Here is a 20,589-nt window from a genome sequence, read left to right on the forward strand (position 1 = left end):
TGGTACTGCTTGTAACCATTCGACGCACGATCGGGCTCGGGAAGAACACCGATGTGATGGTAATAGCGGATCGTCTTGACCGTAGTCCCCGCGATACCCGCCAGTTCGCTCGTACTCCAGCTCATCGCCGGTGCCCAGGTGCAGAGTGGGACTTAGGCGCGACCCGTAGGTCCCGCCAGGTGAAGCCGCCGGGCTCTGGGAGCGCGTTGCGGATCTCCTCATCGGTGAAGGGCAGACGTGGCTGGAGATCGGCGGGGAGGGTGCCGGCGGGCGGGGTCGCTTCAGTGACGCCTTCGGCGAGCATATGCACCTGGGCGGTGGCCACGAGGGGCACCCGCATGGTCCATTCGGTGATGTACCCCAGGGCGTAGTGGAAGGCAACTGGTGCCGGGACCACGGCGACGCGGCGCCCAACGACTCGTGCCACACGGTGCACAGCCTCGCTGAGCATCAATGTCTCTGCTCCGGTCACCGCGACGGTCTGGCGGGAGAGTCGGTCGCCGAGGGTGGCCTGGAGAACATCGACGAGTTCGGCAACGGGGATCGGTGCGATGGGCTTCTCTCTCAGGCCGACCGAGGCGAACAGGGGGATGGTCTGGACGGTGTGACTGAGATGGTTGACCAGGTGGTCCCCGCGGCCGTAGATCATTCCGGCCTTGAGGATCGTGTAGTCCAGGCCGGAGGAGCGCACCATCTCCTCGGCCTGCCACTTCGTGGAGTGGTAAGGGGAGCGGGTTCCCGGGCGGGCTCGAAGGAAGCTCAGCAGGACGATTTTGCGGACCCCAGCTCGATGCGCGGCTTCGATGACGGCGGCGGTGCCGCAGACGTGGACACGATCAAAGGTCTGACTACCGATCTGGCGGTTAATCCCGGCGCAGTGCGCCACCGCATCGGCACCCTTGAAGGCACGGGTCAGGCCATCGACATCGTCGACCGAGACGCCCGTGCGGCGCGAGGTCACGATCACCTGATCCGCGTCGTACCGCTGGGCCAGGTGACGGCCCACGAACCCGGTGCCCCCGGTGATGGCGATGCTCATATCGTCAGTATGGCGACGCGAGCGAGCGGCATGCCAATAATCGGTATGCGCCTTTGGGGTATGCCCAGTGCGACAGATGTGTCGCAAAAGTGCACTTTCGAGCCCTATTGGGAACCGTAAAAGACCTTTCAGTAACTGTCCTGCTGGGGTGCCCCAGTTCGGGACGCACCTCGCGACGCCGCGCGTGGCGCCTCGCTGTGCGTCTGTCCCCTCACAACAGGGCCAGGATGAAGTTCCAGCTGCAGATCACTGCGAGCATAGCGAGGCTGTAGCCGATCGATGCGCGCATGATCTCGCTCTCCCTGCCATTGAGGCCCACGGCTCCGGCCGCGATGGCGATCGACTGCGGGGAGATTACCTTGGCGGTGGTTCCACCGGCGGTGTTCGCACCGACCAGCAGCGCCGGATCAGCCTGGATGCCCTGAGCGGTGGCGACCTGCAGAGGGGCGAAGAGGGTGTTGTTGTTGACCACCGAGCCCGTCAGGAACACCCCGATCCAGCCGATAATGGGAGCGATCAGAGGGAAGACCGGACCGGTGCCGGCCAGGGCGGTACCCATCGCATTTGATCCGCCGGAGTAGTTGGCGATGTTGGCGAGCACCAGGATCACCGTGATCAGCACGATGGCGCCGCTGAGCATCGTGAAGGTGGCGCGCAGCTCACCGAACAGCGCTCTCGCGTCCACCTGGGGAGTGGTGAAGAACGACGTGAGCACGGCGAGGAGGATCGCGGTTCCGGTAGCGCCCAGGATGGAGAGGTTCCAGGTCGTCTCCACCGCGGTCCCGGCTGCGGTGGTGATCTGACCGGTCACCCCGGGGATCGGCAGGGCGAGCGTGGTGACAGCGAGGGCTCCGCTGCTGAACAGTTCCTTCACGGGGGGGATGGACCACACCAGGATGAAGCCGGTGAGGATGTAGAAGGGGCTCCACGCCACCAGGACCTGCTTGGCCGTCGGCGGTCCCATCGCAGCTGGCGCGCTGTCTCCTTCGCGGTAGGTCCTGCGAGGGGACCAGACGCGGCACAGTGCCATCAATGCGAGCATGGCGCTGAGACCGGCGCCGAGGTCAGCGAGCTCAGGGCCGAGGAACCACAGGGTCCCCGCTTGCACCGCGCTGAACACCAGGGTCACCGTGAGGGTCGCGGGAAGCGTCTCGCGTAGCCCCCGCACTCCATCGATGATCATCACCAGCAGGAACGGAACCAGCAGGGTGAGCGGTTGCAGCACAAGCACCAGTGCTCGGGATAGATCCAGGACCTCCATCCCGGTGATCTGTGCTCCGACGAGGACTGGTACCCCGATAGCGCCGTAGGCGCCGGCAGCCACGTTCCCGACCAGGGCGATCATCGCGGCTCTCACCGGGCCGAAGCCGAGTTGTACCAGAAGGGCCGCGCAAATAGCGATGGGGACCCCGAACCCGGCGGCTCCCTCCAGGAAGGCCCCGAAGGCGAACGCGATCAGCAGCACCTGGATCCGCTGGTCCGCCGAGACGGCGCTGATCGAAGCTCGGATCACGTCGAAACGTCCGGAGACGACGCTGATCCGGTAGAGCCAGACGGCCATCACGATGATGTAGGCGATGGGCCACAGCGCCGTGAGCGCTCCGCCGAGAGCGGCGCCCGCGGCGGCGCGGACGGGCATGCCGAACACTGCGAGGGCGACGGTCACCTCGACTGCCAACGCGATCAGTCCGGCCTTCAGCCCGGTGAGCTTCAGCAGCACCAGGCACAGCAGGAACACGAAGTTCGGGAGTGCGGCGACGAGGCCGGAGAGAAGGAGGTTATCGAGCGGATCGATCTGCTGGGTCCACACAGGGAATCCTCAGGACGAGCCGACGCGGGGTGCCCGGTCGGCGGTGGGAAGGGGTACGGCTGGCCGGGCCGGACGGTTTGCCCCGCACGGTGCGGAGCGTGCCGTCATGACGAGACCGGGATGAGCCGGTGCACTGTGGCGTGCCCGGCGAAGGGGTCAGGCGCGCAGGCCGGCCGCGACCTCGCTCAGCGATGCCGCAGAGCGGTGGAGGAGCTCGCGCTCGTGGTCGGAGAATGGGGTCTCTGCGATGGGGTGGGCGCCGGTGCGGTTGACCACGCAGGGCACGGACAGGGCGATGCCCTCCAGGCCCTGGATGCCCGAGAGCACCGGCGCGACAGGGATGATCGCGTTCTCGTCATTCAGGATCGCCTCGACGATCCTCGTGCTCGACAAGCCGATCGCGTAGTTCGTCGCGCCCTTCCCCTGGATGACCGCATACGCGGCATCGCGGACATCCACTGCAATCTGGTCGAGAGTTGACTGCTCGAAGACCCGTTCCCCATTGACCGTCCAGTCCAGGAGGGGAACGGTGCCGATGCTCGCGCTGGACCACAGCGGGAACTCGGTGTCACCGTGCTCGCCGACGATCATGGCGTGCACGCTGGATGCGGAAACTCCAGCGCGGCGCGCGATCTCCCAGCGCAGGCGGGAGGAGTCCAGCGTGGTGCCGGAGGCGAAGATGCGCTCGGCGGGTAGCCCGCTGGCTTCCTTAGCGAGCATGGTGAGGACGTCGCAAGGATTGGAGACAATGACGTAGACCGCGTCGGGCGAGACCTTCAACAGCTGCTCCATCAGCGAGCCCATGATGCGGGCATTTGTGGCAGCGAGCTCGATACGGGTCTGACCGGGCTTCTGCTTGGCGCCGGCGGTAATTACCACGACGTCGGAGTCGGCCGTGACGGCGATGTCGCTGCCACCGCTGATCTCGGTGGCGCCGACGAACTTCGCACCGTGGGCGAGGTCCAGGACCTCCGCGCGAGTCTTCTCTGGAGCGATGTCGTACAAAGCGATATGGCGGGCGGCCCCACGAATCATCGCGGCGTAGGCCACGCTCGATCCGACAGCTCCAGCGCCGACGACGGTCAACTTGCTCACTGTTCTCATAGTGCGAATCTACCCGGGACACCGGGTGTCTGAGCAGGACCTCTAACACGCTGACAGCGGCGCTAGAACCGTTGGACGCAACACTCCCTGGGGTAGGCGTATCGGACGGTTGTGGAGGTCAGCTGTGAGCCTGCGCGAGGGCCCGGCGAGCCTTGTCCTGGGAGAGAGGTCGAGGTAGGCCCCAAGGTCGGCAGATGCACTCACTCGACTAAAGCCATCGTGCCCCATTCGGGTATAGCCAAACGGGACGCCGGGCATCGCAACGAACGCCCTGTTCCAGAAGGTTCGTTTTTCAGTTTTGGCACATGCCTCGGCTAGGGTCTTAGACATGAATGAAACACAACGGCCTTCGGGGCAACGCGTGGCCTACGTTCGCGTTTCGTCGGCCGGCCAGAACCTCGCGCGGCAGCTCGAGGCCGTGGGGGAGTGCGACGAGACGTTCACCGAGAAGCAGTCCGGCAAGACCGCCGCGGACCGCCCCCAGCTTCAGGCGCTGATTCGGCACGTCCGTCACGGCGACCACGTCGTCGTCACCTCCATGGACCGGCTGGCCCGCTCGGTGATTGATTTGAACAACATCGTTCAGCAGATCACCGGCGACCCGGCACGCCACACGGACGAGGATCCGCGTAAGGGTGCGAGCATCGAGTTCCTCAAGGAGCGTCTGACCTTCGCTCCTGGAGGGGAGGATCCGATGGCTGAGTTCCAGCTGAACATGATGGGTGCGTTCGCCCAGTTCGAGCGCGACCTCATCCGGCAGCGCCAGGCCGACGGGATCGCCGCCGCCAAGAAGCGTGGGGCGTACAAGGGTCGACCTCGCACCCTTGAGGGCGACAAGCTGCGCGAAGTTCACAACGCCGCACTCGCCGGCACGCCGAAAGTTCAAATCGCGCGTGAACATGGCATCAGCCGATCCACGCTGTACCGCTACCTCGCGCAGCTCGAGCTACCGCTCCCCTCGGCGCCGGAGTGACGCGTCCGGTGGTGGGTTACGGCTCGAGAGAATTCCAAGTGCCACCCAGCTTGTCATCTCGGTAGGCGCGTCCGGATTCCGACTGCCAGGTCGCCTCGATGTCGATGCGATACATCCGCATGGCCGAGCTGGCGATCAGGATGCCGGGGATGGGGGTTGCATCTTCTTGACGGTCCCTCTCTAGCTGTTCCAGCACGGCCGGAAGGTCAATCTGAACCTCTCCGCTTCGACCGACCTTCGCGGCCTCCACCTCGTGCGGCTCGCCCCCATCGAAGATTGCTCGGATCAGCACGTTGTAGGCAGTGTCCCGACCGAGGTTTCGCACGACCAGCACCCCCTCGCCGCCGAAGTTTGCGTCCCATCGCACGTCGTGCCGCTCGTGCGCCTGCTGAGTGGCCGTCCTGGAGATCCGATTCGCTTCGCGGGCGATGCCGTTCGATTCCTCCGAGATGCGGTTGGCTGCCTCAGCCGCGTCCGCAGCGGCCTTGGCGACCCTGTGGGCGCGCGACGCCTGAACGAGGCCGAAGATTCCGACGACGACCCCACCCAGCGCGAAGAGGGCGGAGCCGATCGATATGACCAGCGCGGCCGTAGGGGTCACTTCCGTTCCTCGTCGACGGTGAGCTCCGAATAGCGGGAGAACAGCACTTGCTGTCGTTCCTGCTCTGAGCGGCACGTGCGCTTGGCGCCGAACGCTCGATCGACCACCGCGTCGAGCCTCCCGTGCGCGGACACCAGGGTGGGGTCCATGGCGAGAGGGTCGTAGTGCTCGGCCAGTGATCGCTCGGGGTGAGCCATGCGCGCCTCAAGGACCCCGTGCCCCGCGGCGGCGATTTTCGCCCGCAGCTCCTCGCTGGTAGCTGGAAGGGGCAGAGTGTTCCACGTCAGCGTGTTGGAGAAGCGGATGTCCGACTTCAAGCGTCCCCCGACCGATCGCTGCCAGGCCATGAACATCGATGAGGAGATCACCCCGAAGAGGAACCCGTCGGGATCGTCGGCCTTGAACGCCGCGTTGCTGGTGACGACTTCTGGCCCGAAGTAAGCGCAGGTGATGAAGGGCCGCCGCTCGCTCACCACCCCGGGGATGCAGACATAGGGGACGTCGGGCTGAGATCGCTGCCCGAAGAGATGTGGGGTGGCGGCCATGGCGCGTGTGGAGGAGGCAGAGCTGGCGCTGCGGAACTCGCGGACCGCGTCGAGGCGTACCCGGAGGATCGGGGATCTGCGTACGTCTGCGGGGTCCAGGTCGGTGAGCCACAGGCACCATCGCTGTTGTCGTCGCACGAGTTCACGGGCGCCGACGTACGGGCGCACGTACTTCGCGGCGATTGGATCGGCCATGACCTCCTCGTAGTCCTCGGCTTCCACGACGAGGTTTCCGCCGTCGCGGGGCATGCTGCCGAACGTCGCTTCGGGCAGGCCCGGCGACAGAGAGGATCGACGCTGTTCGACGAGCACGTTGGGTCCGTCGACGAGGTAGCCGTTGATCGTCTGCGCCGGCGCCGAGATAGCTTCGCCCCGGAGGTCCGGGTAGGAGAACAGGCGCGCCTGGATCTTCGATCTGTCGAACCCGACCACGACGCAGTGCACCGCCGCGGCACCGGGGGCCTCGGAGACCCAGGCAAAGGTGCGGTGTGCAAAGCGGATGCGCCAGCCGGCCTCGAAGACGGGACCAAACAAGGCAGGGACGGGCTCGCCCTGGCAGATGGAGTTGGTCGAGACGAAGGCGAATCGGCCGTCCACCGCGCCGAAGTAGTCGATCGCCTTCTTGTACCAGCCGGTGACGTAGTCGAGCCGGCCGATGTCCTTGCGCTCCCACACGTCGCGCAGCTCCTGGGCCTGCTCGGTGCTGCGGGTGGCGTGGCCGAGGAACGGCGGGTTACCGAAGATGTACACGTCAGCGGAGGGCGGAACCACGCTGGCCCAGTCCAGGCGCAGCGCGTTACCAACGGTGATGCGGGCGGAGTCCTGCAGGGGGAGCATCGGCACGGCGTAGCCGAGGGTGAGGTTCACGGCCTGGTTCGCCTGGTGCTCGACGAGGAACATCGCGGTGCGGGCGATCGTGGCCGGCCACTCCTCGAGCTCGAACCCGTAGAACTGCGACAGCTTCACGTGCACGCGATCGCCGGCGTCCAAGGACAGCTGCGCGCGCGACGGGTCGAGCTGCTGGAGGCGCTCGTGGATGCGGAGCTCGAGGGCGCGCAGCTCGCGGTAGGCGATGATCAGGAAGTTCCCGCACCCGCAGGCCGGGTCCAGGAACGACAGTGACCCCAGGTGCTCGAGCAGCTTCTCCAGCTCGCGCTTCTTGGCGTGGGCCTTGGTGAACTGGTCCTCGAGTTCGTCGAGGAACAGGGGGCGGATGACCTTGAGGATGTTGGTCTCGGTCGTGTAGTGCTCGCCGAGCTCGCGGCGGGCCTTCTTGGACTTCACGGCCTGGAACATGGAGCCGAAGATCGCGGGGGAGATGCTGGACCAGTTGAAGTACGCGGCTTGCAGCAGCAGCTCGCGGGAGGCCCGGTCGAAGTAGGGGATCTCCACGGCCTCGCCGAACACAGAGCCGTTGACGTAGGGGAACGCCTGGATCAGGTCATCGTCGCGCCCGTACCGATTGTCCTCGGGCTTGTTCAGGGCCTGGTAGAGCGTGGTCAGCTGCGCGCCGAGGTCGGAGCCGTCTTCGCTGGTGCGCTCTTCGATGTACCGGGAGAACAGGTCGCGCTCCCAGAGGCCGGAGTCGTCGGCGTACAGGCAGAACAGGGTGCGGATCAGGAAGATCGATGCTTGGTGCTCGTCGTACCCGGTGGCCTCGAGGTGCTCGTACAGCTTGGCCATCAGCTGCGCGGCCTTGATCGAGGCAGTCTCCTGCTCGAGGGAGCCGAACTTCGCGCGTCGGTAGCCGGCGAGGAACATCAGATCCTCGACGTGCGCGGGCAGCTCCTCGAGCGGGAACTGGAGCAGCTCGGTCTCGGGGGAGTCCGCGGCGAGGTCGAGCAGGCGGAAGTGCTTGAAGTCGCTGGTGATAACGAAGTCGGGCCGCTCGTGCTCGGTCAGAGACTCCATGTAGTCCAGCGCCTGAGCTTCAGCTTTGGCGAGGTCGGCGCCCGCGGACTTCATCTCAATCAGCGCGGTGCCGGAGATCAGCGCGTCAATGTAGCCCTGACCACCGGTCGAGGCGCGCTGGGCGCGCTTCTCATAGAGCGCCGCGCCCGAGCGGGTGATGCCGAAGACCCGCAGGAGATCCCGCACGAACGACTGCGCCTCGCCCCGCTCATACCCCTCCGCATCGCGCCACTGCGCAACGAACGCCCCGGCTCGAGAACGGATATCGGGCAGCACGAGAGGCTTCTGACTCATGGGTACATGATCCCAGGTCACTTGCGTCGCTAGGGCCAAAACCTGAGGTTTGAGCAGGTCACGGTGTCGAACATGCTCGCACGCTGTGTGAGCGCATCGGATCCTGAGATCCGGGTTTCGTACCTTCGCGTTTGCGGCGCCGGGGTGCTACGTTGAACAGACTTCGTGTGGCAATAAATTATGCCTCGGACTGAGAGATCTTCTCCACCGAAACGCAGAAATCCCCCCACGCGACATTCTGAGCTATGTCAATTCTTGAATTAATGTCGAAGACACCGGCGTTCTTGAACTCGCCGAAGATGCAGACCTTAGCCGAGCACGATTCTCCCTTCTTGCACGACAAGTTCGTCATGCCGCGCCTAGATAAGTGTTGCTGAGTGAGAGCGGATCACCCTTGAGTGGGACCTGCTCTTTAGATTCCGAATTTATTCCGTCCAGTCTTCACTGACTACTCGGTGGGATCGTCGTCGGAGTCGTCGAGGGCGTCAGCGTCGACCGTTACGGCACCCACCAAGCCGGTCAATGCGTTCACGTGCGCGTGAAGGTGCGCACCTCGAGCCTCAAGGAAGGCTGAGTAATCATCATCCAGTGCCGCATCGAGTGCAACTTCCGGGACAAGGTTCGACTTGAGGCGGTAGACGAGATTCTCTCGGCCTGAACTCTGAATGATCTGCTTGAGATATTCGCTGGGCGCTTTGTCGCGGATCTCGATATTTGAGGCGGATGTAAGGAGAATGATATTGGCGACCGCGTTGGCGGCGTTTCCGTCCACGCCCTGGCGAGCCAAGTAGGCCTTGGGGAAGAAATGATGATATTCCTTATCGTTTGACCAGGCGAGAGACTTGTCTGTGTCAATCTTTTGGCCATTGATGAGGTCGTGCGGGCCTTCGTGGGCAAGCATTAGAGCCAGCATCTTGGAAACGGCGCTATTCGACCGAAATGGCTTCATGCGCCATAGAGACTGGGACGGGACGACGCCGCCCTCGCCGAGATCCTCTGCCCTTCCGTCCGCAAATGCGCGAATTTGCCGAGTGTCTTGAGTCATCTGGCCGCTGTCCCAGCCGCCGAAGTATCCGGAGAGTGTTGTCAGCCAGAACCATCTATTAATTTTCTCTAGCTGTGCCGCATCAGGAGAAGGTAGTAGGCGGAACACTTCACACAGAACCGCGAACTGATTAGCGTAAGGAAGGGATTCTGCGCGAGGGGCACCGATTTCGGTTGTCAGGAAGTCGGCAGCCCGCAAAGAGGCTGCTTTCATTGCTTCGGCTGCCAACTGAAGCTGATCCTTATCGAGGTCACGTAGCGCCTCGATACTGCTGGCAGAGAAGTCCCCTCCTGCAGCTGCACCCAGCGTGCGCAGGAAAGTCTTGTTGTCGAGCGAGTCAAACTTTTTTGCTTCAAGATTCGACTTGATCGAGTCGACAGTAGTTCCGAGGTCGAAGTCGGGGCTCCAGGTCGCCGCGCGCATCAAGTCGTATATGGTGAGTCGGGTGCCGGTGGAGTTGATGCGCTCGAATACGGGCGCTACGTCGTCGATGGACATGTCGCCTAGAGTGACCAGCGGAACTTGATACTCAAGAAACCGAGTAAAGAGCAAATCCGCGCGATTGCGAAGCTCTTCATCGTCGATCGGCGTAAGGTACTTGTAGAACTCCGGAGCATTCGCTAACCTTCTAAGCGGTATTTGATGCGCCGGGTGGCCGTCCAGTTGTTCTGAGTGGTAGAACTTGCTGGCGCGGAGGTCAAAGATCACATTCCAAACGCTCCGAGGATTGTTATTTGGTGTCCAGAAGATCGCGCCGCATACGGCCGAGAGGCGCTGCTGGCCGTCAAGGAGGTAGTTTACCGGATATGTCTCGCTACGCTCCGCCACCTCGAGGTCCGCAATAGTCCGCTTACTCGCTAACTCCTGCTTCGACTCCCAAACCAGTAGACTCCCTATCGGGTAGTTACGGAAGATCGAGTCCATGAGCTCTAGTATCTGTCGACGCTTCCAGACGAAAGGTCGCTGAAATTCTGGCAGAACTATATCGCCCGTCAATACGCGGTTTGCGAGCTGGAGGATGCGCTCCGGTGTTGGCTTTGGATCTCGGGCAGTCTCTGTTCCCATTCTTCGAGCCTAGACCACGCTAGGCTCCTCTTCGAGCGACGCCGCGCAGAAGTAGCTGTATTCATTGGTCTCGTCGTGGAGCTCAGTCTGGACGTTTGGCGTGGCATCGGAGCTGCGTGTCACTTCCCTGCCGGTAGGGGCCAATCTGCGATTGAGTCAGGCGGATGGATGAGCGGTGAAGGCGGTACCGTCTGCGCGGCGCGACTGGTCGGATGGCGGGGGGTTTTGGGGGTGACCGCTAGCAGGTGGAGATTGCATGCCCTGATCGGCGGGCCGGATCAGTTGCGTGCCTGCACCTGGGTGCAGGTTCAACGTCCTCTGCGTCGGTAAACCCAGCGCGCATAATAGAAGATATGCGCACTGCGCTGCAGTGTTGCTGCCCTAGCTCTGTGCTCACGGTCCACGTGTTGCTGGTTGGGTTGAGCTACGGCTTTAGGTCGATTGGGTGTGGCTCGCGAGGGCGGGTGGCGATGCGGTGGACACGGTGCTTCGGCCCGCCGGTGAAGCCGAATGCCTGGTACTGCCGGTACAGGTCCTCCGAGTTCGCGGTCGCGACGATCACGGACCCCTCCGGCGGGATGGTGTCGAGGGCGCGGAGTGCGAGCTGGATGCCGGTGAGGCGGGTGCCGGGGAGCTGCGCGAGGCCGGCGATCTCCCAGCGCGGCCCGTCTGGCGTCTCCGGGCCCCACGGGAACAGGCTGCCGCCGCCGCGGGGCAGGAGGAACAGCAGCCCGATCATGAACACCACCGTCGCCGCCGGGAGTGATAGCGCCAGCCACCCGGCGATGTTCGTCAGCGCTGACGCCGCGGCGAAGTAGGCGCCGAACACGATCAACATGATCGGGAACAGCACGAGCACGTCCAGGACGGGGTTCGAGCGGTAGAGCATCACCATGCCTGTGCGCGTGGGGTCGAGGTAGAGGCCCCGCCGGAGCGTGCCAGGAATGACCGACAGGAGCGTCCACGGCAGCGCGAGTGGGGCGAGGACGATGTGCGGGGTGAAGGCGCGGGCCATGATCCACGCAGCACGGTCAATGCGGTAGCTGGGGCGGGGAGGCATAGGGTCATCCTCGCAACACGATCCAGCGGAGAACCTACGACGTTGCGCTAGGCAATGACGACGAAAGCTCCCCACGCGCCCGGAGGTGAATGGGGAGCTCGCTCGGCCGATCGCATCGAGAGTCTCGAGTGCTGAGCACGTCGATTATCCCGGCATGACGGTCGGGGACGGGCGGGGCCAGTTCCGCCGGGATGATTAATGCATCTTTACCGGAGGATTCGAGATTCCCTCGCCCGCGAGGAGCGGTAGCTGGAAGGTGGAGTCAGTGGGCTGCGTCGTAGGCCTCGATGACGGTGCTAGCGATGCGTCCGCGGTCGCTGACGTCGTGGCCGTTCTCGCGCGCCCACTCGCGGATCCGCGCGGTCCGCTCCGGGTTGCTCCCGCTGGTGCGCCGGGTGCCGGCAGTGCGACGTCCTCCGATGCGCCGGCCGCTGGCGATCCAGGTCCCGAGCTGCTCTCGGAGCTGCTCGGCGTGGGAGTCGTTCAGGTCGATCTCGTAGGCCACGCCGTCAAGGGCGAACGACACTGTCTGGGTGGCCTCGCTGCCATCGATGTCGTCTGTGAGGATTACCTGAGTCTTGCGCGCCATGATCGACCTTCCGGTGCTGGGGTACTGAACTGCTGACACAGTAGAACGAGAAATTCTGAGAATACTCGAAAGGGTGTGCCTATGATCGGATTCACCGATGGCGGAAGAGGCGCGTGATGTGTGGCAGATACGTTCTTGAGATCGATGGAGACGGGCTGCTGCACGGTTATGCGGCCACAGGTCAGGACCGCGCAGCGCAGTGGGAGGCCGTCTACAGCATCGCTCCGCGCACCAAGGCGCCGGTGGTGCGCGAGTTCGTTGACGACGACGGCGAGATGCAGCGGAGCCTCGAGCTGGCGCGCTGGGGTCTGCACCCCGCGTGGGCGAAGGACAAGGGGCCCCGCCCGATCAACGCGCGCCTAGAGACGATCGCGACCAACGGCATGTTCCGCGGACCGTTCTCGAGCAGTCGCACCATCGTGCCCATGACCGGCTACTACGAGTGGGTCGAGGCCGACGACGGCGGCAAGGACCCGTACTTCATCCACCACCCCGACGGGCAGCTGCTGCACGCCGCCGGCCTCACCGCCGGTCGCAAGGCCGAGGACGGCGACGGCTGGGACGTCACCTTCACCATCGTCACGCGCGAGGCGAGGGACGCCAGCGGCGAGGTCCACGACCGCATGCCCGTCTTCCTCACCGAGGACGCTGTCGCCGAGTGGCTCGTCCCCGGGAAGCTCGAGCCCGCGCAGAAGGACCCTCTCCTCGCGCAGCTCGACCAGGTCTCCACCACCATGGCCGCCGAGCTGGTGACCGTGCCGGTAGACCGCCAGGTCAACAACGTCCGCACCCTCGACCGCACGGACCCCTCGCTCATCGCACCGCTCGACGCCGACTGAGCCCGCCGGCGCCTGGCTGTCCGGCCCCGAGCGCACACTGAGCCCCGTGAGCCCCCAGCCCTTCACTCCCTATCCCGCTCCGCCCTCCGGGCGGTCGAGCGAGATGCGCGCGAGATACCCGCGCTACTACGCGCAAAAGGACCTGCTCGGCGCGGCCGAGTCGGTCGTCGCCGACTACCAGCGCGCCGTCGCAGGCGGCACCACGGTGACCATGAACCACAGCTGGCGAGACCCCAACGTTCCGGACGAGTCTGTGCAGGTCATCGTGGGCGGGGAGCGGCTGCTCCTCACCGTCGACGAGTGGCTGGACCGCATCGAACTCGCCAAGCCCCACGTGATGTCCTGGGTATCCGCCCGGGTACACCTCGAGGGCGCGAAAGACCGCGCCCGACGCGGACGCGTGGAGCCGTACTGGCACGAGGCGATCCGCCGCGCGAACCCCGGTCGACGCTGAGCGAGGAGCACGACGGGTGAGACAGGGCGGCGTAGTCGGCTTCGAGGCCGAGGGAAGAGGGGCGCGCCGGGAGCCGTACCCGACAGGAGCGTCCCCGACTTCGGAGGACCGACCGGCGGTTCCAGCCCGGACCAGGTCTGTGGTCCCGCGAGGGAGTGGGATGAGCGTCCTGGTCATGGTCGAAACTGCAGGGGTATAGAGGGGTTAGGCGGCCGCTCGGGCGTGGTTGTCCGGCGCTAGGGTGGCGTACCCACGCGGCGGGAGGAGGTGGTCGGGCGATCGCAGAGGCGCTGGTCATGGTGGTGGCACTGGTGACGGCGATGCTCAACCTCGGCGCGGCTGTGCTGCGGCTGCTCGAGACTGAGCGGGGTAGGGGTCGTCGGGACCGAGGCGGACGGCACCGGCGATGAGTGCACAGGAGGGGGCAGCCGAGCTGCCCCCTCCTGTGATGTCCCCGCCGCTCGCAGAAGGCGCCGGAGAGCCGTCGGGGCGCGGGGAGAGGAGTTAGGGGGCGGCGCGGTGGGCGCCGGGGTGGTGGCGGCGGCGGATGCATGGCGCTTTGGCGCGGGGCATGAAGGCGTTGCAGCGCGGTTGCTCGCGCTGGGCCAGGATCCGCTCTGGGTCGGAGCTGCCCGCCACTCGATCCAGTGCGGCTCTGAGTGCCCGTCCGGGGTCCAGTGCGCCGCTGGCGGGGTCCCAGGCGTGCGCCAGTGCCGCGTTCAGCTCATCAGCCGAGAGGAGATCGGCAACGTCCTGGTCGAGCGCACCGACGGCGACAACGGACTTCACGAGCCCCGCGGGTGGGGGCTCGGGGCGGTAGTCCCACAGTTCCAAGCCGTGCTTCTGCGCGGTCGCCTCGTATACCTCGAGCATGTCCCAGATGCTCTGGACGACGTCCTGGTCGAGCGTTCCGCTGGCCACGAGCGCGTTCACGGCGTCGTAGACGCGGTTGTTGCTGCGCGGCCCGATCGCGACGACCTCGATCAGTCCCGTGCCCTCCGGGGAGATGGTGGAGCGAAAGACGATCCGGTGATCCCCGCGCAGCGTCGAGGCCGTGTTCAGTCCCGCGAGGGCGTTGGACAGCGGATGCTTCCCCCAGGGCTTCGCGAAGAGAGCAGTGAGGTCATCGAGCACCTCGTCCCACTGCGACTGCTCGACATGCTCCGCGATCCACTCCTCCACGTGGCTAGATAGCACCAGCTCAGCCTGATCATCCGGGAAGTGTTCACCGGCGCGCATGCAGCCGCTCGCGCACCTCGTCCACGCGAGAGAACTCAGACCTCTCAGCGACCAGGTCGGTAACTCCCTGGACGAGACGGTCCGCGGCGTGCCGCAAAGACCTCTCCAGCTCGTCGAAGTGCTCAGGACTCATCACGACCGCGGTCGGCTTGCCGTGATTGGTCAGGACGACAGTGCGCTCAGCAGCCTTCTCTGCCAAGAACCCAGCACCCTTCTTCGTCGCGACCGTGGCAGGCATGCGCAGAGGGGTAGTCATGCCGCCAACTCTAGCAGAGTGAGCCCCGGAAGTTCGAACTTTGTTCTCGTGCTCGACCGTTGATGCAACGGCGCTAGCACCCCAGTAGTCGGGGTCAGGGTCCTCACCCAGCGAGCACTGAGACCACATCAGCGCGGCCTGACCTGCGGTGACGCAGTTGGAGAGGCTGGCGTGAGGGTAAATCAGCGCATCCTGACCTGGGGTGATGCGTACGGAGTGCCCGGCTTGAGGGTAAATCTGCGCAGCCTGACCAGGTCTGATGCATGCGGAGCTCTCACATGACTGCCCGACCAGCTCTGTCTGAGGGGTGTGGGCTGGTGGATACGGTCGAGCTGATGGCGAGTGGCACCGGAAGGGAGTGGATGCGGTGCGCTTCGGAGGCAGGGTGCTCTCGGTTCGGGAGCTGATCGAAAAGGCTCAGTCTGCTCCCGGGGTGGATTGGCGCGCTCTTTCGAGTGACGGCCCTCTGCGTCACACGGCTCGGAGTAACGCGCGGGAGTGCGCCCGGATGCTCTTGGAGGGCGACTCCCTCGATGCGTGCTGACGCTTCGGGATCCTCCAGTCCCTCGATGACTACACCTCGGCCATCCGACGCAGGGGGCTGGATCTTGGGACGATGGTCTTTGCGCGCGAGCCTGAACCGACTGGGTGGCACGAGATCAACGCGGCTTTCGCGGCACTCGCGGACCACCTCTCAGGGCGTGATGGGTGGACTGCCCCGGAGTGGGTGAGGGACTCGGCGCGGGGGCGCGGGTGACGCCACCATGGTTCCCGGACGTGCCGGCGATCTTCCGAGACGAGGCGCAGCAGCAGAGCCCTCGCGCGTTCCGTGAGCGCGGAATCTTCATCACCGCCGCGTCACTGAACCGAGCATGAATCATCCGGTGGCAAGACGTTCCAGCGCAGATCGCGTCAGCTGCCTCTGAAGCGCGACCGCGTCTCCACCTCGCTGATCGATCCAGGCTGGAGCCGAGCATTCGTCAGGTCAGCTCCAGGCCTGTCTCCGTCGCGGCGGTACGCCTTGCGGCGCCGGACGGCCTCGTGCAGAGCTTCCGTTAGGGCTCGGGACCGTCCGAGCCAGCACTGAACCTGCCTGCTTAGCAACTGGCACATCTGGACCAGTTGCTAAACGACGCCCCGCAGAGGCCCGGCCCCTGCGCGATGAGCCCTGCAGCCGAGCTGCCCACACGAACTGCCGAAGCGGCAGCGCGAGTACTCCATCCAGACCAACGGCACGAGCTCCAGAGAGGACCGACCAGAAGCCAGACAGAGCACGAAGCATCAGCTCAACACCCCCGAGATAGATCCCGCCGAAAACATCCTCAGTACGCCCACAAGCAGAGACACGATCCCCAGCATCAGGCACGCCCCCAGAACGCAGAAGCTCAGAAGTAACAGGACGACGGACCTCTGGCACCAATGCGTCCCCGGAGGGACAACGTAGTACCCCCGTGTAGGGTGTTAGCGGGCGTGCTCGAGGAGGTAGAGATGGGTCGACAAGGCCGCGTGAGATGCCCTGTGTGCGGCGGGCAGTTCACTGCCGGGCGCCGTACCTACTGTTCCGATCAGTGCCGCAAGCGCGCACAGATGCGCCGCTACCGCGCCCGCCAGGCGGGGCGGCTTCCCGCCGCCTCGCGCACCCCACAGGCCCCCGTCGCGGTGCCCCGGCCACAGCGCTGGGTCGACGGCCTGCCCGAGGACCTGCAAGCAGCCCGCGGCCGGCCCATGACGCATGAAGAGCTGCACGACGAGCTCTACGACTTAGCCGAGATCTCAGCCCAGATCGCATGCCTCTCGCGTCAGATGCGAGACCGCATCGAACGTCTCCAACGTGACGAGCTCTGGACACAGGACCCAGGCTTCACGAGCCTGGACCAGGCGCTGGGGCACGCACTCTTCCTCGCGGCGTCCGAGGCGCCCCCACTGCTCGAGGCCATCACGGCGGTCACCGGCACCACACCGAAGCCCTCCCCGTACGGCAGCTGAAGCGCCATGGTCGGTGACGTGGTCGACCGGCAGAGTTCAGCTCTGATCCCAGAGATCGACCTGGATTCGTCGTTCGGGATCCAGGCCTCGCAGCCCCTCGACGGCGAGGCGCTGAGCCTCCTCCCCATCTACTAGACGGATCCCCTGTGGATGCTCCTGAGTACGCTCCGCTCCAATGCCGCGAACTCGGAAGAGATGCGGCGGGAGCTGCTCGAGCCACTCCGCGATTGCCTGCGCCGGCCCCACATACGTCAGGGGGTAACCGCTCCAGTTCGTCTGCTCGAGGATGCCGCCCTCGACCAGGGCATCGAGCCCCCGGACATCCAAGAGCGTGCCGATCGGAGGCAGCCGCTCCCCCGTCTCCGGGTCCGTCGTGTACCCCGTGAATGCCAACATGGACACCGCCCTTCCGTGACAGATACCTCCAGCATGCAGCACCACTCGGCAGCAGGGCTGCAGCGGACCGGCGTAGCTGATCTGGCTTGCCTGCTGGGTGGACCGGAAGGATGTGTATAGGGCGTTCCCTGCTTTGCAGGGCGCGACACGCCGCCTGGTTCTGTTCCAGGAACGTTGGTCTCCGTGTAACGTGATCCGCATGGCACAGAAGCGAAGTGGAGGTCGTCCGAGCAAGGGCGACCGTGCGGATATCAAGACCCGCATCCCGACCACCAGCCGCGACAAGCTGTACGAGTATGCGGAGCTGGTTGGAGAGTCAGTGACGGACCTTACCGCTGCCCAGCTCGTGCCGTGGATCGCCAGTCTGGACTTGGAGAAGGCGCGCCTAGGCGCAGCTCAAGAGAGCCTGGAGATAGATCGAAAGACCGCATAAAGACTTCACCCCCGCAACCTGTTGGCGCAGGTCCGGGGGTGGTGAAAGAAGTCTTGGGGGCCAGTTGGCGCTGGTGATCCCCGAGGTGAGATGAAAGGAGGTTCATCAACTTGGTACCCCCAGAGTACGGGGGGCGCGCCGCCGTAGGCAAGTACGGCGAGCCTGGCGTGTCTACCCCCCCCTATACGGCCCTCTCCCCCGAGACCTCTTGGTCGCTCACCGCGTCCGTGATCGCTGGCCAGCCCCGCATGCGCCTGGGTAAGCCCCAGCGTGAGAACCGCGTCAGCTACCCCGCGAGGACCGAGCAAGCCCTCACCACTGATCTGCCGTCCAAGCCGGCCGCTGTCCGCCTCTACAGCGACGCCGGACAGTGCAACGTTCTCGCTCTCGACTTCGATGCGAAGGACCGCACTACCGAGCAGATCGCCGACGTCGCGTACGACGTCTTCCAGACCGAGGCGATGCTCGACCAGGCCGGTGCCTGGTTCCTCACGGACCACGCTCACGGTGGCTCCCACGTCTACGTCCTTCTCGAGCAGCCGCTGGCCTTCCTCGAAGCGCGTGAGCTCGTCGAGGCGATGGCCCAGCGCTGGGCGACGCTCGACCCCTCCCCCCACCAGTCGATCGCCCGAGGCTGCATCACCGTCCCCGGCAGCGTCCACAAGCTCGGCGGCCACCGCCAGCTCACTATCAGTGAACGCTCCCTGCGCGAGCGCGTTGACGGACTCCGCACACCTGCCCGCGCCGTCCGCCGGCTCCGCCTCACGTTCCGCGACGAGATCCGCCTCGTGCAGGCCAAGCGCGCCGCGACCGCCGCGGCCGAGCCCCACAGCACCCCCGTCGTCTACGAAGCCGGCGCCGGCCGCGTCATGGGCCAGAAGTACCTCTCCCTCGCCCTCGAGGGCGACTGGGCGGCCTACGGCTACGACAGCCCCTCAGAAGCCCGCTGGGCCGTCCTCTGGTCCGCCATGGCCACCGGCCTTAGCCGCGAGGACGTCGCCGCGCGCATGAGCGACGGACGCTGGCCCGGCCTCTGGGCACTCCACGCCCACCGCCCCCGGCCCTGGCGCTCCTTCGCCGGCGACTGGACCCGCATGGAGCCCCTGTTCAGAGCCAAGAACGAAGCGCAGGGGGACTCCGTCCATACATCTGACACAAGCGCCGTCTCTCACACGGGGGAGCCCTCCGTCCGTGACACCCACGGCACGACCCGCACCTGGCGCAGCCTGCTCCACGAGGTGGAGACCCGAGAATTCCCCGGTGCCCACGGCTGGACCCGCCGCCTCCTCCTCCGCGCAATCGCCAAGCAGTCCCACGAGATCGGCTCCACCCTCACCGCGACCGGCATCCGCGGTCTCTCCCTCGCCACCGGGCTCAGCATCCAGACCGTCGCCACACTCCTCCGCGAGCTCTCCACCCAGGACGACCCCTGGATCACCCTCACCCTGCGCGCCCACGGCCGCGACGCCGCCGCCTACGAGCTCCGCATCCCCGACCGCCACGCAGCCACAGCCGAGACCGTGCGCTGGATCCGCGGGAAGGCCCACGCCCTCCGCCCCGTCTTCGAGCGCCTCGGGACCCCCGCAGCCCTCACCTACGAAGCCATCGAGCACGGCCATGGCTCCTCCCCCGCGACCATCCAGGCCCGCACCGGCCTCTCTCGCACCGCCGTCACCGACGCCCTCGCCACCCTCACCGGCTGGAACCTCATCGACGGCCACGCCGACGAGGGCTACTGGCTCACCAGCGACGACCGCGAGCTCGAGCGACTCGCCGAACGCTTCGGCGTCACCCACGCCCGCGCCACCAAGATCGCGGCCTACCGCGAACACCGCCGCATCTGGTGGGCCTACCTCGAGCGCCACCACATCGCCCTCCACGCCGACGACCTCGAAGCAGACCGCGAGATCCGAGCCCTCCTCGATGAAATGCGCCTCAACGACCTCGATCCACCCCCACCCAACGCCAGCAGGCCAGCACGCCAGCACGCACTAGAAGGTGTCGCATGACCCCCACCCAAGCGCGGAGACACCGCGCGCACCTTGCACGCCGCCGACGAAGCATCCGAGTACTGCGCGCTCTATGGCGACCGCTCCGACTTACCACCCCGGGAGCTATCCCCCACAGCACCGCATGGGCACTCCTCGGCGGGCTCTACAGCACCACGTGGCTCACAGCCACCATCGCCGCACTCATCCTGGCCTTCTACCCCCAGCCCGGCCCCGCCGGCACCCAGGACGCCTGGACACTCTTCAACAGCCTCATCCCCGCCCTCGCCCTCACCTTCGCAGGCCTCGCCATACTGCAGCTCCTCGCCAAGACCACCGACACCCCTCCATCCACCATTGGCGCTGGCATGCCAGCAGGCTGGCGCGGCAGCGTCGCCACCTTCCTCCTCGCGACGCTGATCTTCCAGATGCGAGGCGTCATCACCAACGCACTGGAAACGATCCCCGGACTACCGGACCAAAACTCCTTCCCCTGGACTCCCCCGAGCAGCCCCGATGCCGCGGCCCTCCTCGTCTACGACAGCATGCTCAGCGGCGCCGTTGAAGAGATCATCGTCCTCGCCGTCCCCGTGGTCGCCCTGCGCGCCGCCGGCCACCGCTGGCCGACCATCCTCATCACCGCCGTCCTGCTGCGGACCGCGTTCCACGTCTACTACGGCGTGATCGCGATCCCCGGCCACCTCGTCTGGGCTCTCGCCCTCGCACTGCTTTACATCGCGACCGGCCGCATCTGGCCCCTCTTTCTAGCCCACGTGATGAACAACGGCATCGCCTCGCTCTACTACGTCATCCACCAGAAGCACCCCAACGCAGCCACCACCTTCCTCGGTGCAGCACAGGCCGTCGCGATCCTCTGCGCCATAGCCGGCCTACTCCTCGCGATCCTCCTCTGCAGCGCCCTTCGCGCCGCACGCCGCCAAACCCGGCCGACACCGGCATGA

General features: G+C 65.7%; 19 protein-coding genes. 7 read left to right on the forward strand and 12 right to left on the reverse strand.

Going from position 1 to position 20,589, the window contains the following annotated elements; translation table 11 throughout:
* From ACT3SP_RS18270 to ACT3SP_RS18285, 4 genes are all read right to left on the reverse strand, one after another.
* Nucleotides 1–125, reverse strand: a 125-nt coding sequence (locus tag ACT3SP_RS18270) for a MerR family DNA-binding transcriptional regulator (protein ID WP_444588733.1), incomplete at its 3' end; no start/stop codon positions are given.
* Nucleotides 122–1,039 (reverse strand): SDR family oxidoreductase, encoded by a 918-nt coding sequence (locus ACT3SP_RS18275; protein WP_444588717.1) that lies wholly within the window; start codon nucleotides 1,037–1,039, stop codon nucleotides 122–124. The genes ACT3SP_RS18275 and ACT3SP_RS18270, both read right to left, overlap by 4 nt.
* 211 nt (nucleotides 1,040–1,250) lie before the next feature.
* The gene (locus ACT3SP_RS18280) at nucleotides 1,251–2,849 is read right to left on the reverse strand and encodes an L-lactate permease (protein ID WP_444588718.1); all 1,599 of its coding nucleotides are present in this window, start codon (nucleotides 2,847–2,849) and stop codon (nucleotides 1,251–1,253) included.
* Nucleotides 2,850–3,005: 156 nt separating this feature from the next.
* Nucleotides 3,006–3,953, reverse strand: a complete 948-nt coding sequence (locus tag ACT3SP_RS18285) for an L-lactate dehydrogenase (protein ID WP_343926441.1) — start codon at nucleotides 3,951–3,953, stop codon at nucleotides 3,006–3,008.
* Between the two features lie 328 nt (nucleotides 3,954–4,281).
* Between ACT3SP_RS18285 and ACT3SP_RS18290 the strand changes: the two genes are divergently transcribed.
* On the forward strand, nucleotides 4,282–4,926 hold the full coding sequence (locus ACT3SP_RS18290) for a recombinase family protein (protein WP_444588719.1): 645 nt from the start codon (nucleotides 4,282–4,284) through the stop codon (nucleotides 4,924–4,926).
* Between the two features lie 16 nt (nucleotides 4,927–4,942).
* Here ACT3SP_RS18290 and ACT3SP_RS18295 read toward each other — a convergent pair whose 3' ends face one another.
* The 5 genes from ACT3SP_RS18295 to ACT3SP_RS18315 form a co-directional block, all read right to left on the reverse strand.
* A complete protein-coding gene (locus ACT3SP_RS18295; RefSeq protein ID WP_444588720.1) occupies nucleotides 4,943–5,527 on the reverse strand; it encodes a hypothetical protein in 585 nt (194 codons plus the stop codon).
* Nucleotides 5,524–8,277: a class I SAM-dependent DNA methyltransferase gene (locus tag ACT3SP_RS18300; protein WP_444588721.1), complete on the reverse strand. Its 2,754-nt coding sequence runs from the start codon at nucleotides 8,275–8,277 to the stop codon at nucleotides 5,524–5,526. The genes ACT3SP_RS18295 and ACT3SP_RS18300 overlap by 4 nt, the downstream gene beginning before the upstream one ends.
* 448 nt (nucleotides 8,278–8,725) lie before the next feature.
* The gene (locus tag ACT3SP_RS18305) at nucleotides 8,726–10,387 is read right to left on the reverse strand and encodes a GmrSD restriction endonuclease domain-containing protein (RefSeq protein ID WP_444588722.1); all 1,662 of its coding nucleotides are present in this window, start codon (nucleotides 10,385–10,387) and stop codon (nucleotides 8,726–8,728) included.
* A 424-nt stretch (nucleotides 10,388–10,811) separates the two neighbouring features.
* On the reverse strand, nucleotides 10,812–11,447 hold the full coding sequence (locus ACT3SP_RS18310; RefSeq protein WP_444588723.1) for a hypothetical protein: 636 nt from the start codon (nucleotides 11,445–11,447) through the stop codon (nucleotides 10,812–10,814).
* A gap of 262 nt (nucleotides 11,448–11,709) precedes the next feature.
* Nucleotides 11,710–12,036, reverse strand: a complete 327-nt coding sequence (locus ACT3SP_RS18315) for a histone-like nucleoid-structuring protein Lsr2 (protein WP_444588724.1) — start codon at nucleotides 12,034–12,036, stop codon at nucleotides 11,710–11,712.
* A gap of 116 nt (nucleotides 12,037–12,152) precedes the next feature.
* Between ACT3SP_RS18315 and ACT3SP_RS18320 the strand changes: the two genes are divergently transcribed.
* Complete coding sequence (locus ACT3SP_RS18320) at nucleotides 12,153–12,875, forward strand: SOS response-associated peptidase (RefSeq protein WP_444588725.1); 723 nt, start codon at nucleotides 12,153–12,155, stop codon at nucleotides 12,873–12,875.
* Between the two features lie 46 nt (nucleotides 12,876–12,921).
* Entirely contained in the window at nucleotides 12,922–13,329 is a 408-nt protein-coding gene (locus tag ACT3SP_RS18325) for a hypothetical protein (protein WP_193107384.1), read from the forward strand.
* 504 nt (nucleotides 13,330–13,833) lie between these two features.
* Here ACT3SP_RS18325 and ACT3SP_RS18330 read toward each other — a convergent pair.
* Both ACT3SP_RS18330 and ACT3SP_RS18335 read right to left on the reverse strand, forming a co-directional pair.
* Nucleotides 13,834–14,568, reverse strand: coding sequence for a hypothetical protein (locus ACT3SP_RS18330; RefSeq protein ID WP_193107383.1), 735 nt, complete (start codon nucleotides 14,566–14,568; stop codon nucleotides 13,834–13,836).
* On the reverse strand, nucleotides 14,555–14,824 hold the full coding sequence (locus ACT3SP_RS18335) for a type II toxin-antitoxin system prevent-host-death family antitoxin (protein WP_193107382.1): 270 nt from the start codon (nucleotides 14,822–14,824) through the stop codon (nucleotides 14,555–14,557). The genes ACT3SP_RS18330 and ACT3SP_RS18335 overlap by 14 nt, the downstream gene beginning before the upstream one ends.
* Before the next feature lie 1,587 nt (nucleotides 14,825–16,411).
* Between ACT3SP_RS18335 and ACT3SP_RS18340 the strand changes: the two genes are divergently transcribed.
* The gene (locus tag ACT3SP_RS18340; protein ID WP_444588726.1) at nucleotides 16,412–16,810 is read left to right on the forward strand and encodes a hypothetical protein; all 399 of its coding nucleotides are present in this window, start codon (nucleotides 16,412–16,414) and stop codon (nucleotides 16,808–16,810) included.
* Nucleotides 16,811–16,846: 36 nt separating this feature from the next.
* Here ACT3SP_RS18340 and ACT3SP_RS18345 read toward each other — a convergent pair whose 3' ends face one another.
* Nucleotides 16,847–17,206: a hypothetical protein gene (locus ACT3SP_RS18345; protein WP_147271603.1), complete on the reverse strand. Its 360-nt coding sequence runs from the start codon at nucleotides 17,204–17,206 to the stop codon at nucleotides 16,847–16,849.
* A 199-nt stretch (nucleotides 17,207–17,405) separates the two neighbouring features.
* On the opposite strand from ACT3SP_RS18345, the gene ACT3SP_RS18350 reads away from it, so the two are divergent.
* From ACT3SP_RS18350 to ACT3SP_RS18360, 3 genes are all read left to right on the forward strand, one after another.
* Nucleotides 17,406–17,639, forward strand: a complete 234-nt coding sequence (locus tag ACT3SP_RS18350) for a hypothetical protein (RefSeq protein ID WP_114306458.1) — start codon at nucleotides 17,406–17,408, stop codon at nucleotides 17,637–17,639.
* 248 nt (nucleotides 17,640–17,887) lie between these two features.
* Nucleotides 17,888–19,648, forward strand: a complete 1,761-nt coding sequence (locus tag ACT3SP_RS18355) for a hypothetical protein (RefSeq protein WP_444588727.1) — start codon at nucleotides 17,888–17,890, stop codon at nucleotides 19,646–19,648.
* Nucleotides 19,645–20,589 (forward strand): CPBP family intramembrane glutamic endopeptidase, encoded by a 945-nt coding sequence (locus ACT3SP_RS18360; protein WP_209896323.1) that lies wholly within the window; start codon nucleotides 19,645–19,647, stop codon nucleotides 20,587–20,589. Before ACT3SP_RS18355 ends, ACT3SP_RS18360 begins: the two co-directional genes overlap by 4 nt.

The organism is Brachybacterium sp. AOP43-C2-M15 (assembly GCF_052446295.1).
GTDB lineage: Bacteria > Actinomycetota > Actinomycetes > Actinomycetales > Dermabacteraceae > Brachybacterium.